The organism is Pseudomonas sp. P4_B4 (genome assembly GCF_056402255.1).
The window spans coordinates 276,536-290,390 of record NZ_JBFUHS010000001.1; the positions used below are offsets into that span (position 1 = coordinate 276,536).

At 60.6% G+C, this 13,855-nt stretch carries 8 protein-coding genes; 7 read left to right on the forward strand and 1 reads right to left on the reverse strand.

Translation table 11 applies throughout. The annotated features are described in order from the left end of the window. Positions 1 to 42: 42 nt before the first annotated feature. Positions 43 to 954, reverse strand: coding sequence for a LysR substrate-binding domain-containing protein (locus AC1DVE_RS01345; protein WP_223455270.1), 912 nt, complete (start codon positions 952 to 954; stop codon positions 43 to 45). 180 nt (positions 955 to 1,134) lie between these two features. Between AC1DVE_RS01345 and AC1DVE_RS01350 the strand changes: the two genes are divergently transcribed. From AC1DVE_RS01350 to AC1DVE_RS01380, 7 genes are all read left to right on the forward strand, one after another. Further along, positions 1,135 to 2,559 (forward strand): aspartate ammonia-lyase, encoded by a 1,425-nt coding sequence (locus AC1DVE_RS01350; protein WP_046038891.1) that lies wholly within the window; start codon positions 1,135 to 1,137, stop codon positions 2,557 to 2,559. A 441-nt stretch (positions 2,560 to 3,000) separates the two neighbouring features. Continuing rightward, positions 3,001 to 4,452, forward strand: coding sequence for an alanine/glycine:cation symporter family protein (locus AC1DVE_RS01355; protein WP_223455268.1), 1,452 nt, complete (start codon positions 3,001 to 3,003; stop codon positions 4,450 to 4,452). Between the two features lie 165 nt (positions 4,453 to 4,617). Beyond that, positions 4,618 to 5,622, forward strand: coding sequence for an asparaginase (locus tag AC1DVE_RS01360; protein WP_223455266.1), 1,005 nt, complete (start codon positions 4,618 to 4,620; stop codon positions 5,620 to 5,622). 162 nt (positions 5,623 to 5,784) lie between these two features. Continuing rightward, on the forward strand, positions 5,785 to 6,783 hold the full coding sequence (locus AC1DVE_RS01365) for an AraC family transcriptional regulator (protein WP_223455264.1): 999 nt from the start codon (positions 5,785 to 5,787) through the stop codon (positions 6,781 to 6,783). Between the two features lie 148 nt (positions 6,784 to 6,931). Continuing rightward, positions 6,932 to 7,960 (forward strand): histone deacetylase family protein, encoded by a 1,029-nt coding sequence (locus tag AC1DVE_RS01370; RefSeq protein ID WP_223455262.1) that lies wholly within the window; start codon positions 6,932 to 6,934, stop codon positions 7,958 to 7,960. A 15-nt stretch (positions 7,961 to 7,975) separates the two neighbouring features. After that, on the forward strand, positions 7,976 to 9,076 hold the full coding sequence (locus tag AC1DVE_RS01375; protein ID WP_223532005.1) for a polyamine ABC transporter substrate-binding protein: 1,101 nt from the start codon (positions 7,976 to 7,978) through the stop codon (positions 9,074 to 9,076). A 160-nt stretch (positions 9,077 to 9,236) separates the two neighbouring features. Then, positions 9,237 to 13,841 (forward strand): hypothetical protein, encoded by a 4,605-nt coding sequence (locus tag AC1DVE_RS01380; protein ID WP_477783670.1) that lies wholly within the window; start codon positions 9,237 to 9,239, stop codon positions 13,839 to 13,841. Positions 13,842 to 13,855: the final 14 nt, after the last annotated feature.

Here is a 13,855-nt window from a genome sequence, read left to right on the forward strand (position 1 = left end):
CGGATCAAGGCCAACTCCGTCGGCCTTGATCACATTTTGCCTTCAAGCAGCAGAACTCGCCGCGCCACCCTCAAGCTTGCGCCAAAGCAACCGCACGTTGGCCTTGCGTACCAGAGCGCAGCGATACAACCGAATCTCCAGCGGCACATGCCATTGCGGCCCACCGCAGACCACCAGCTCACCCCGCGCCAGCTCGGCGCGCACGCTCAGTTGCGGCACCCAGGCGATGCCCAGGCCTTCAAGGGCCATGCTTTTCAGGCTGTCGGCCATGGCTGTTTCGTAGATGGTGGTGAAGCGTAGCGCCCGTTGACGCAGCAGCATGTTCACCGACCGGCCGAGAAACGCTCCGGCGCTGTACGCCAGTAGCGGCACGCTGCCTTCGCCTTCCAGATCGAACAGCGGTTTGCCGTCGGCGTCGGCGGCACACACCGGCAACATCTCGGTGTGGCCAAGGTGCAGCGACGGGAAGATTTCCGGGTCCATCTGCATGGCGGCGTCCGGGTCGTAGAACGCCAGCATCAGATCGCAGCCGCCTTCGCGCAAGGCATGCACCGCGTCGCCGACGTTGGTCGCCACCAGCCGCGTGGCGATGTTCAGGCCTTCGTTGCGCAACTGCGCGATCCAGCGCGGAAAGAAACCGAGCGCCAGGGAGTGCGCGGCAGCAACTTGCATCACTTCGCCCTGCCCGCCTTCCAGGTGATGCAGATGGCGCAGCACTTCGCCGAGCTGTTCGACCACGGTGCGCGCGGTGACCAGAAACAATTGCCCCGCCGCCGTCAGTTCCACCGGCGTGCGCGAACGGTTGACCAAGGTTAGCCCCAACGCGGCCTCAAGGCTGCGGATTCGCCGGCTGAACGCTGGCTGCGTCACGAAACGCCGCTCGGCGGCCTGGGAGAAACTGCGGGTGGCGGCCAGGGCACTGAAGTCCTCCAGCCATTTGCTTTCCAGATTCATCACGTCCTCCCGGACACGCACCAATTTAGGTCGCACGTTCGCCGTCAAGCCGGCGTCACACGGGCATTATGCCGAATATGCATAGCCTAGTGTTTAACAGCATTGGCCCAAAATTCTCCACAGGCCTAGCATTCGCAGCGTTCCGGCACAGACCGGGTCCATATTGAGATGATTTCTATCATGTCCTCCGCTGCATCATTCCGCACAGAAAATGACCTGCTTGGCGCCCTCGAAGTACCGGCTCAAGCGTATTACGGTATCCAGACCCTGCGAGCGGTGAATAACTTCCGCCTTTCGGGCGTTCCGATTTCGCACTACCCGAAACTGGTTGTCGGCTTGGCCATGGTTAAACAGGCCGCTGCTGACGCCAACCGTGAGTTGGGTCACCTGAGCGAAGCCAAGCACGCTGCCATCAGCGAAGCCTGTGCACGTTTGATCCGCGGTGACTTCCACGAAGAGTTCGTGGTGGACATGATTCAAGGCGGCGCTGGCACTTCGACCAACATGAATGCCAACGAAGTCATCGCCAACATCGCGCTGGAGGCCATGGGTCACCAGAAAGGCGAGTACCAGTACCTGCACCCGAACGATGACGTGAACATGGCGCAGTCGACCAACGATGCCTACCCGACGGCAATCCGTCTGGGTCTGTTGCTCGGTCACGACGCCCTGCTCGCCAGCCTCGACAGCCTGATTCAGGCGTTCGCGGCCAAGGGTGAAGAATTCAACCACGTCCTGAAGATGGGTCGTACCCAGCTGCAAGACGCCGTTCCGATGACCCTGGGTCAGGAATTCCGTGCGTTCGCCACCACCCTGGGCGAAGACCTGGCACGCCTGAAGACTCTGGCTCCGGAAGTACTGACCGAAGTGAACCTGGGCGGCACCGCGATCGGCACCGGCATCAACGCCGACCCGCGTTACCAGCACCTGGCCGTTCAGCGTCTGGCCGTGATCAGCGGTCAACCACTGGTACCGGCCGCCGACCTGATCGAAGCCACCTCCGACATGGGCGCCTTCGTGCTGTTCTCCGGCATGCTCAAGCGCACCGCGGTCAAGCTGTCGAAGATCTGCAACGACCTGCGCCTGCTGTCCAGCGGCCCACGTACCGGCATCAACGAGATCAACCTGCCGGCACGTCAGCCAGGCAGCTCCATCATGCCAGGCAAGGTCAACCCGGTTATTCCGGAAGCGGTCAACCAGGTGGCGTTCCAGATCATCGGCAACGACCTGGCCCTGACCATCGCGGCCGAAGGCGGCCAGCTGCAACTGAACGTGATGGAGCCGCTGATCGCCTTCAAGATCTTCGACTCGATCCGCCTGCTGCAACGCGCCATGGACATGCTGCGCGAGCACTGCATCGTCGGCATCACCGCCAACGAAGCCCGCTGCCGTGAACTGGTCGAGCACTCGATCGGCCTGGTCACCGCGCTGAACCCGTACATCGGCTACAAAAATGCCACCCGCATCGCCGGCCTCGCCCTTGAAAGCGGCCGCGGCGTGCTGGAACTGGTGCGCGAAGAAGGTTTGCTAGACGAAGCCATGCTCGCCGACATCCTGCGCCCGGAAAACATGATTGCTCCGCGTCTGGTGCCTCTGAAGGCATAACCCGACGCGTTACTTGTAGCACCGCTCACCAGGTCGAGGGACTAGACACCTCTCACCTTTTGAGGGCTTGGAGATCAATCTCCAGGCCCTTTTTTTTAACTGTTTGAAAGGACAAACGTCTTCTGTGGGGGGCGAGCAGGCTCGCACCCACAAGAGCCTGACAGCAAAAATGTCAGGTGTTTCAAAGGCTTCGCTTCACCGCATGCACCACAACCGTGCAGACGGACGGCACCGTCATCGGTATAGTGCCGCCCCTCTTCGCGTGAGCGGTCGTCGGTAGCGAGGCCACAACCCATGCGAAACCCGAACTAATAACAAACCCGCGATATGAAACCGGGACGAACTTCGAACCGCCCATTGTGCCGTGCGCCAAGCGGTGTAACTCGATGTGTCTGTCCGGCCAGCATTGTTGCCTACACAAAAAACAGCGAGGAATAATCCATGCTCGAAGTCATTAACGACTTCCTCTCAGGGAAAGTACTGATCGTGCTCATAGTCGGGCTCGGTAGCTACTTCACGATCCGCTCGCGTTTCGTTCAATTGCGTCACTTCTTCCACATGTTCGCGGTGTTCCGCGACAGCCTCAAAAGCAGCGCCGGGCAACTCAGTTCGTTCCAGGCCCTGATGCTCAGCCTCGCCGGCCGCGTCGGAGCCGGCAACATCGCCGGTGTCGGCATTGCCGTGACCCTCGGTGGCCCCGGTGCCGTGTTCTGGATGTGGGTGACCGCGCTGGTCGGCATGTCCAGCAGCTTCTTCGAATGCTCCCTCGGCCAGCTCTACAAGCGCTGCGACTCCGACGGCACCTTCCGTGGCGGCCCGTCCTATTACATCCAGCACGGCCTGCAAAAACGCTGGCTTGGCATGGTGATGGCGTTCCTGTTGCTGGTGACCTTCGGCTTCGCCTTCAATGGCCTGCAAGCCCATGCCGTGACGCACTCGTTGAACAACGCGTTCGGTCTCGATACCACTTACACCGGCATCGGCCTGGCCGTGCTGCTGGGCCTGGTGTTCATCGGCGGGATCAAGCGCATCGCCAAGGTCGCCGACCTGTTGGTGCCGGTGAAAACCCTGGTGTACATCGGCGTGACCCTCTACGTGATCGTGCTGCAGTTCGACCATGTGCCGGGCATGCTGATGACCATCGTCAAGAGCGCCTTCGGTCTGGACCAGGCCTTCGGCGGTCTGATCGGCAGCGCCATTGTCATGGGCGTGAAGCGTGGCGTGTTCGCCAACGAAGCAGGCCTGGGCAGTGCGCCGAACGTGGCGGCGGTTGCGGCGGTCGAGCACCCGGTGGCGCAAGGCGTGGTTCAGGCGTTCAGTGTGTTCCTCGATACCTTCGTGATCTGCACCTGCACTGCGCTGCTGATCCTGCTCTCCGGCTTCTACACCCCGGGCTTCGAAGGCGACGGCATTGCCCTGACCCAGAACTCGCTGGCCGCCGTGGTCGGTGACTGGGGCAGGATGTTCATCTCCGTGGCCCTGGCCTTGTTCGTGTTCACCTCGATCCTCTACAACTACTACCTGGGCGAGAGCAACCTGCGCTTTTTGATCGGTGAAAACCGCAAGGCGCTGATGGGCTATCGCGCGCTGGTACTGGTGCTGATTTTCTGGGGCGCCATCGAAAACCTCGGCACCGTATTTGCCTTCGCCGACATCACCATGACCATGCTCGCGTTCGTCAACCTGATCGCGCTGTTCCTGCTGTTCAAGGTCGGCATGCGCATCCTGCGTGACTACGATGACCAGCGCGCCTCTGGCATCAAGACGCCGGTGTTCGACTCTGCCAAGTTCCCGGACCTGGATCTGGATCGCCAGGCGTGGCCGGCCAATCCGCCTGCCGCTGTCGGCAAGGCTGAAGTTGAGCCGCAAGGTGTACCCGCAGCGCAACGCTGATCGGTAGACGACGGGCGCATCCTCTGCGCCCGTCAGTTAAAGTGCATAACGGGTGGGAGCGAGCCTGCTCGCGATGATTGCGGCACATCCGAAAGCGATGTGACTGACAGCACGCTATCGCGAGCAGGCTCGCTCCCACAGGTCATCTCTTGCGGAGACAACTCCATGGTTGCCAATAACTACCCTGCCGCCCAGCACGTCATGGTGCTCTACACCGGCGGCACCATCGGCATGCAGGCCAGCGCCCATGGCCTGGCCCCGGCGTCCGGTTTCGAAGCGCGGATGCGTGACTACCTGCACAGCCAGCCTGAGCTGGTGGTGCCGCAGTGGCGCTTCCGTGAAATGTCGCCGCTGATCGACAGCGCCAACATGACCCCGACGTATTGGCAGCAGCTGCGTGAAGCCGTGGTCGATGCGGTGGATGTTCAGGCCTGCGACAGCGTGCTGATCCTGCACGGCACCGACACCTTGGCCTACAGCGCGGCGGCCATGAGTTTCCAGTTGCTCGGACTGCATGCCCGCGTGTGCTTCACCGGCTCGATGCTGCCGGCCGGTGTGACTGACAGCGACGCCTGGGAAAACCTCGGCGGTGCGCTGGTTGCACTGGGCCAGGGCTTGGCGCCGGGCGTGCATCTGTACTTCCATGGCGAACGGCTGGACCCGACCCGTTGCGCCAAGGTACGCAGTTTCGGCCGTCATCCGTTCAAGCGACTGGAGCGTCAGGGCGGCGGTGTGAAGGCGACTTCGGTTCCGTCGCAGCTGAATTACAACCAGCCCAAACAATTGGCGAACGTCGCGGTGCTGCCGCTGTTTCCCGGCATCGGCGCCGAGGTGCTGGATGGTTTGCTCGACAGCGGCATTCAGGGCCTGGTGCTGGAGTGCTACGGCAGCGGCACCGGTCCGAGCGACAACCCCGGGTTTCTCGCCAGCCTCGCACGTGCGCGGGACAACGGCGTGGTCGTGGTAGCAGTCACGCAATGCCACGAAGGCGGAGTTGAACTGGACGTCTATGAAGCCGGCAGTCGCTTGCGCGGTGTGGGCGTGTTGTCCGGTGGCGGCATGACCCGTGAGGCGGCGTTCGGTAAGTTGCATGGGTTGTTGGGGGCGGGGCTTGAGACAGAAGAAGTCCGTCGGCTCGTCGAACTCGACCTGTGCGGCGAACTAAGCTGACACCACATCACCCTTGTGGGAGCGTGCCTGCTCGCGATGACGGTGGATTAGTCACATCAATGTGAATGGTAGACCGCTATCGCGAGCAGGCTCGCTCCCACAGGGGACATCACCCGGCATACAACTTGCTGCGCTCCAGCTATCCCAAGGCTGGAAGTCCTCATGCTCCACTCCCACCTCACCACGCTCAACGCGGTCTCCCTGGTACTCGATGCCTTCAAGGCACAAGGCTTGTCCAGCGAAGCGCTGCTGGCCGGCAGCGGCATCTGTGCGGCGGATCTGAACCGTACCGACACGCGCATCACCACCAATCAGGAAATGCAGGTCTGCGCCAACGCCGTTGCCCTCAAGCGTGACATCGGCCTGGAACTGGGCCGGCGGATGCACGTTTCCTGCTATGGCATGCTCGGTTACGCCCTGCTCACCAGTGCCACCTTCGGTGACGCTTTGCGTCTGGCGATGCGCTATCCGGCGCTGCTGGGAACACTTTTCGAACTGAGCCTTGAAGACGATGGCGAGCGCATCTGGTTCGCCGCCGCCGATTACCGCGAGAGCCCGGCCATGGCGGTGTTCAACGCCGAGTTCTGCCTGGTGTCGCTGAAAGTCACCTGCGACGACCTGCTCGGCCATTCCCTGCCCTTGCTCGGCGCACGCTTCGAACATGCCGCGCCCGACTACGAAGCGACCTACGCCGAACACTTCAACTGCCCAGTGCACTTCAGCGCGCGGAACAATGCCTTCGCCTTCGACAAGCGCTGGCTCGACCAGCCACTGCCGCTGGCCGATGTCATCACCCATCAAGCCATGGCTGAACGCTGCCGCAAGCAGAACATCGAGTTCACCGGGCGCCAGGCCTGGCTGGGACGGATCCGCCAATTGCTCAGCGCGCAACTGAATGCCGCGCCGGGGTTGGAGGGGCTGGCCGAGCAAATGAACTGTTCGGCGCGGACCTTGCGCCGGCATCTCAAGGACATGGGTTGCAGCTATCAGGAACTGCTCGACGAACTGCGCTTCGAGCAGGCAAAGCAAATGCTTTGCGAGGATCAATTGCCGATCTATCAGATTGCCGAGGCGTTGGGCTTCAGCGAGACCGCGAGTTTTCGCCATGCGTTTGTGCGCTGGAGTGGTGTGGCGCCCAGCCAGTTTCGGCCACACGGATAACCCTGTGGGAGCGGCGGTACGAGCAAGGGGCGAATTTCGGTCAAATGTTTTGGCCGTATCGATCCCCTTTTGGCCTTTCCTGCCGTTCTCCAAAATCGTCTGCGCCGCAAGACTGTGTGCAACCGAACCAGCCTGTGGAGAACAAGAAATGCTGACGATCTACTCGGATGATCACCACCTGCACCACGGCCGTTGCGAATTGATAGACGGGCAACTCAAGCCCTGCTTCGAAATGCCTTCGCGTGCCGACCACGTGCTGGCACGGGTGCAAAATCAAAATCTGGGCCCTGTCGAAGCGCCAAAGGATTTCGGCCTCGGGCCGATCGAGCGCATTCACAGCCGAGACTACCTCGACTTCTTCAAAGGCGCCTGGGCGCGCTGGACCGAATTCAACACCGACGGTGACCTGCTGCCCTACACCTGGCCGGCCCGCACCTTGCGCCAGGTCAAACCCACCAGCCTCCACGGCCAGCTCGGCTATTACAGCTTCGATGGCGGCGCCCCGATCACCGCCGGCACCTGGCAAGCCGCGTACAGCGCAGCACAAGTTGCCCTCACCGCCCAAGCTGAAATCCAGCGCGGCGCCCGCTCTGCTTTCGCCCTGTGCCGTCCACCGGGACACCACGCCGCCAGCGATTTGATGGGTGGTTATTGCTACCTCAACAACGCCGCCATCGCCGCCCAGGCGTTCCTCGATCAAGGCCATGAAAAGGTCGCGATCCTCGACGTCGACTACCACCACGGCAACGGCACCCAGTCGATTTTCTACGAACGCAGCGACGTGCTGTTCACCTCGATCCACGGCCACCCGGAAGCCGAGTTCCCGTTCTTCCTCGGCTATGAAGATGAACGCGGCGAAGGCGCCGGCGAAGGGTTCAACTTCAACTATCCGTTGGCCGCCGGTTCAGGCTGGGACACCTGGAGCGCAGCGCTGGGACAAGCCTGTAAAGAGATCGAAAGTTACGGCGCCGACATCATCGTGGTGTCCCTGGGCGTCGACACCTTCAAGGACGATCCAATCTCGCAATTCAAACTCGACAGCCCGGATTACCTGGCCATGGGCAAGCGCATCGCGGCGCTCGGCAAACCCACGCTGTTCGTCATGGAAGGTGGCTATGCCGTGGAAGAAATCGGCATCAATGCCGTGAACGTTCTCGAAGGTTTTAAAAGCGCTTAATGAGGAAGTAGAAGAATGAAAAGTCTTAAGCGTTTTATTTTTCCAGCCCTGTGCGCCACGCTACTCAGCGGCACTGCACACGCTGAAGAGCGAACCTTGCGCGTCTACAACTGGTTCGACTACATCACGCCCAAGGCCCTGGAAGACTTCAAGGCCCAGAACACCCAGACCAAACTGGTCTACGACATCTTCGACACCAACGAAGCACTGGAAGCCAAGTTGCTGACCGGCAACTCCGGCTACGACGTGGTGGTGCCGTCCAACGTGTTCCTCGCCAAGCAAATCGAAGCCGGGGTATTCCAGCCCCTGGACCGCAGCAAGCTGCCGAACTGGAACCACCTCGATCCCAAGCTGATGAAACTGATCGAAGCCAACGACCCGGGCAACAAGTTCGCCGTGCCGTACATGTACGGCACCATCCTGATCGGCTTCAACCCGGACAAGGTCAAGGCCGCCCTAGGCGCCGACGCGCCGGTAGACAGTTGGGACCTGATCTTCAAGGAAGAAAACATCAGCAAGCTCAAGCAGTGCGGCGTCGCCCTGCTCGACTCGCCCTCGGAGATACTGCCACTGGCTCTGCAACACCTCGGCCTGGACCCCAACAGCAAGAAGCCTGCGGACTACGACAAGGCTGAAGCACTGCTGATGAAGATCCGTCCGTATATCACCTACTTCCACTCGTCCAAGTACATGGCCGATATCGCCAACGGTGACATCTGCGTCGCGGTCGGCTATTCCGGCAGCTTCTCGCAAGCCGCCAACCGCGCCAAGGAAGCCAAGAACGGTGTGGTCGTCGACATGCGTTTGCCGAAGGAAGGCGCGCCGATCTGGTTCGACATGCTGGCGATTCCGAAAGGGGCGAAAAACCCCGAAGACGCCTACACCTTCATCAACTACCTGCTGCAGCCGCAAGTGATTGCACCGGTCAGCGACTTCGTGGGTTATCCGAACCCGAACAAGGACGCCACGGAACTGGTCGACCCGGCGATCCGCAACAATCCCAACCTGTACCCAACTGACGCGGCGATGGGCACGCTCTACACCCTGCAACCGCTGCCGCGCGATGCCGAACGTGCACGAACCCGGGCCTGGACCAAGATCAAGTCCGGTACCTGATAACCGCGTCGTTCCCGTCGCCATCAAGACCTGCGTTTTGCGCAGGTCTTTTTTTGCCCGCAATAATTATTTACCGCCAATGCCGTCTTGCCCGTCACTACCTTGCGGGGATCGCACACCGAACGTTCAACGGTGCCAGCCCCCACAAAGGATGTGACCCATGCCCGAAACTTCCACCTCCCTTTCCGCTCCCGATCTCTCAGCTGATCAAGACGCCTTGCTTACCCAATTGGTGGCCGGCCCCTCGATCAGGGAGGTCGCCACCCATGCATTGCAACCGGCCCTGAAAGCGCTGTACCCGGACCTGCACATCGACCCGCGCCTGGCCATGGTGGTTACCCCGACCTGGACCCTTCACGAACAGCGTGTCGTCCCAGGACCACGCCGCTTTGAATCGTTGACCGACGCGCTGGTACGCCATGGTGTAGCGGCCACCCCCGTGGTCTACCTCGATGGCGAGCACTACCTCACGCTGCAACCGCTGAAATCCACTCCGGCGCAACTGCCCGTCAGAATCGATGCCATCGGGCGACTGCTCAACGAGCTGGCGCCGCTGCTGTTTGTTGCCTTTCAAGAGCAACAGGTCGACTACTGGAACCAGTACACCCGAGCGTCCGCGCCACGGTGGAAAAGCCTGTCCAACTCGCTACGCGAACTGTGGAACATCGAATCGAACTCGAACTCGAACTGGGACACCGACCGTTACGCCATGGCCCGCAATCTGTTCGCTTACCCGGAAAAAAGCACGCGCGAGCCTCACGACCCCTATCATTCGCGGGCATGCCTGATCGACCTCGACGGCTTGAGCGAGGGTGTCTCGACTCACCTCAACATCCTCGACATGGCGGTACTGATCGGAACCCAAGGCACCCGCAGCCTCATCATTACTCACACCATTACCCGCGGCTTTCAGGCCTACGACTCGTTACAGGAACTGGGAGAATCCTTGCTGACGTATTCAGATGGGCAGGCAACCGGCAACACCTTGCAATGGCGCCTGATCGAGCCCGAGGGCAATTACTTCGACCATCTGGCGTGCAACCTGATTGCCCTGCAAGCGGACTCGATTGGCGCCCTGGCGAACGATACCGGCGCGGTGAATCCCGACCTGGCACCGCACATCAGCCGTTCAACGAACGAACTCGACCCAAAGGACAAGCAAAAACCCTCTCGATTCAGTCGGGTCGAACAAGCATTGCCGGACTGGATGGCCAGCGCTTCGGCCAGCGATCTCACCGCTTACAGCCGTCACCTGATGGATCTGGCACAAATACAGAATCAGAACGCCGGTCAGTCGTTTCAAGACGGGATCAAGCCAATCCGCGAGTTCACCCTGGATCAACTGCGCGATGCCATGCTCAAAGAGCACGCCGATGCCGCACAACTGAATCTGGCGGACATCGAGATCGTGGTCGATAGCGTGGTGGTCTGGGGCGCCTTCGTGCCGCTGGTCAAGCCCGAGCGCACCACGCTGAGCCTGGTCGACCTGGCACTGCAAAACCTGATTGCCCTGCCGCTGGGCGACAAAACCGTGCGCAGCACCAGCGCCACAGCACTGCCGGCATGGTTGACGGTGAGTTACCTGGAGGCGCTGATCACCAGCGTCGACATCGGCAAGACCTATCCGACGCTGATCAAAAGCAAACTGCTCGACGATCCCCTTGAGAGCCTGCGGCGCCAGAATTTGTTCACCAGCCACTTGCGGGTCGAGCTGCCGCTCCTGGCGTTGCAGCAAAAGATTCGCGCACAGGGCGGGATTGATGAACGGGGTTACCGCTATGTCGCGGCCGTGGTTCAAGCGCTTGATGCCAACCGCTGGGTGGATGGCCAGGAAATTGTCATTCGCCCACTGGCGCTCAATCCCGGCTGGCGCCTGAGTGCCACTGCGGACGAAGTGGCCAACATGTTCGTGATCGGCCCACGGCAGATGGACAAAGGCCCCTGCCTGCTCTACCGACCCCTGCTCGATCAGCCATTGAGCCAGTACCCGACAACGGCCAACCTGGTCTATGCCATCAAACACACGCCGAAATTGCGTCAATCGGTGCTCGCCTGGTTGCCGGACAGAGTGCGCGCCAATTACGCGAACTACGTGTTCACCGGCGACCGACCTTCGGTCTGGTCCCTCTCGCAACTCCTGGCTGACCCACTGACCCCGCTGCAAATGGGCGGTACGCTTTCCCTGGGTACCGGGGTCGTCGCCGCTGATTATCTGGCCAACTTGTTCAAGGCCAACGTCAACGCGCTGGTCGAGCTGGCGCAACAGCAATCGGTGTCCAATGCACAGAATCGCTGGGCGACCTTCAAGCAAGCGGCGTGGATGATTCTAAACGCGGCGCTGCCCTTTCTTGGCCGCACCGTCGGAACGGCCGCCTGGATCTGGCAGGTACTGGATGACCTGCAACAAACCGTGGACGCCGACGAGACCGGTGACCGACAACAACAGAAAACCGCAATGACCGACCTGTTGCTGACCCTGGCCATGGTGCTCGCCCATCACGCCAGCACGCGCCATGCGACTGCCCGCAGAATTGAGGAAAGGCCCTCGCCAACGGTAGCGACCGAAGTTGAGGAGAAACCGGCATCCCCCCCTGTTGTGGTTGTTCAGTTGCCCGATACCGTCGGCGAGCCTGCCTCTTCACAGCATCGAATATCCGTGCTGACAGGTGCCGCCCTGAGCCTGGCGAAAACCCTGGACCGCTTCAACATCACCAGACCCGAACCACTCACCCCACCCGACAGCAACAACGGTGTCTACCGCCACCTCTATCGCCACGGGACCCGGTACTACGCCCCGGTCGGTGAGCGCTGGTTCGAAGTGGCCGTTGAGGAAACCGGTGAGGTATCGATTATCGACTCACGGCAACAGCCCCTACGCAGCGGCCCTGCATTGATCAGCAATCAACGGGGTGATTGGTTTGTCGATACGCGCCTGCGTCTGCGGGGCGGTGGTTTGTCGAGTCGACGCAAGGCGTTGAAACAACAAAATCGACAGCGCGTCACCGAGCTCAAACAGCAGTTGGCCGAATTCAATAACCAACGTGAAAGCGCACGCACAGAGCTGACGGATGCATTCAACAAAATGAAAGTCGCCAGCGACGAGACACGGCCTGCCATTCAACAGCAGTTCCTCGATAAACTCGACCAGCGCACCAGCCAATACGCGGCTCCCATTGAACAATTGAAATCATTGAACCTGCTCGAAACGGTTTCCAGTTTCCGCACCGACATGGTCGAGATGCTCGGCACCCAGCTGTTTTTCAACCAGACATGGCTCGATCAAAAAAGTCCAGCCTTCACCGAAACCCTGCAGGAGACCCTGACGCTGCTGGAAGCTGAAGAAACGGCAGGCGGGGCTGGCGACCGTACGACCTATCAAAAAATGATCGGCCTGACCGAGGGCATGATCGGCAAAATCGAGTTTGCTCATTCACGTTTCCAGGAGTTGAGTCGACTGGGTAGAAGTGCTGCGGAGATGGTCAGCACCTACAAAGCCAAACTGCCGGCTTACAGCCTGAACGATCTCAAGGCGCTCCAGGTTTCCCTGGCCCGCGAGGTTTGCCTCAATGAGGGTGACAGCGTTGCCCTGAATGAAGCACGAAGCGAATTCACACGCCTGCTCGACACGACCAATCTGGTTATCCAGACCTCGCAAGAGCTGATGCTGCAAGAAAGCGCCTGGGGGGCAGGTGAACGCATCGAAGCACTCAGTGGCATGCTCGAACAGTTCGTGGCCATTGAACAATCCTTCGAGGACTTCGCCGTCAACCACAAGGATGCAGTACAGGAACAACCGCTCAAGCACTTGCGCAAACGGGTCAACGAATTCCAGCAGGACACCGAGGGTTACCTGGCACAGTTGCTACGAGAGGAACCACCCAAAGAACTCCGCCCAGGACCTTCCAGGCCTGTACCGGCATCGCGCAAACGAGTGGTGAAAACACGCTTCAATGGCACAGTCGTGGGCGAAGTACGTTCCGCTGCACCGGGAGAGCCGGTTCTGCTTGATGTGCGCGCACCCATGACCGGCAAAGTCATCGCCACCTTTCACGAAAAAACACCCGGGGTCTGGCTTGAACGGGTTCCGGCCAGACGTCGCCGTCCGACGGTTCCAGCACCGGCACTCGACACGCAAATTGCCCATGGCCGGACACTGCTCGATGGCCTGGAAAGCTTTATCCAGCAAACCGAAGCGAGCGCAAAAAAGCCCGGCCGCATCCCGGTGGAAATCGAGGAACTGTTCCAGCAAAAAGCCGACCATTTCGACCAGAGTGCCAGGACCCTTGAGCAATCCCTGATCAACTCTAACAGCATCGATGGACCCACAGTTACCGCGACGGAACTGGGCGCAGAGTTGAACGAGGCGCGTGATCGACTGTACGCCGAGGGTCAACGGATACGCATCGATATGACCAAACAGCAGCCACCCACGGCCGCCCGCGTCCAGTGGCTGCGAAGCAAAAATGAAATCGACATCGTGCGCAGCGGTGATCGACGCCGGCTCAAGGGCCCGCGCAAGGATTACATGCAGGAATATGAAATTCGCGAGCGCCGAAACCAGCAAGTGCTGTGGTATGCGCATTTCCACTATGCCAGCCAGGATGCGCCGGTCGACGCCTTCACCGTTGCCCATCTGAAACTGCGGGATCAACGACTGCTGGCGGGTGCATTCGACCTGCGCTCGGCCACCACCAACCCGCAAGTGATTGCAATCTATCGCAGCGAGATCAGCCCGCAACTGGCACGTGCGCTGTTCTTCTCGTAAACCCGGAGCGCCAA

Bases quoted from the DNA above. Each gene is read 5' to 3' on its own strand.
- AC1DVE_RS01380 (WP_477783670.1), top strand. From the start codon at position 9,237: ATGCCCGAAACTTCCACCTCCCTTTCCGCTCCCGATCTCTCAGCTGAT.
- AC1DVE_RS01375 (WP_223532005.1), top strand. From the start codon at position 7,976: ATGAAAAGTCTTAAGCGTTTTATTTTTCCAGCCCTGTGCGCCACGCTA.
- AC1DVE_RS01350 (WP_046038891.1), top strand. From the start codon at position 1,135: ATGTCCTCCGCTGCATCATTCCGCACAGAAAATGACCTGCTTGGCGCC.
- AC1DVE_RS01370 (WP_223455262.1), top strand. From the start codon at position 6,932: ATGCTGACGATCTACTCGGATGATCACCACCTGCACCACGGCCGTTGC.
- AC1DVE_RS01365 (WP_223455264.1), top strand. From the start codon at position 5,785: ATGCTCCACTCCCACCTCACCACGCTCAACGCGGTCTCCCTGGTACTC.
- AC1DVE_RS01355 (WP_223455268.1), top strand. From the start codon at position 3,001: ATGCTCGAAGTCATTAACGACTTCCTCTCAGGGAAAGTACTGATCGTG.
- AC1DVE_RS01360 (WP_223455266.1), top strand. From the start codon at position 4,618: ATGGTTGCCAATAACTACCCTGCCGCCCAGCACGTCATGGTGCTCTAC.
- AC1DVE_RS01345 (WP_223455270.1), bottom strand. From the start codon at position 954: ATGAATCTGGAAAGCAAATGGCTGGAGGACTTCAGTGCCCTGGCCGCC.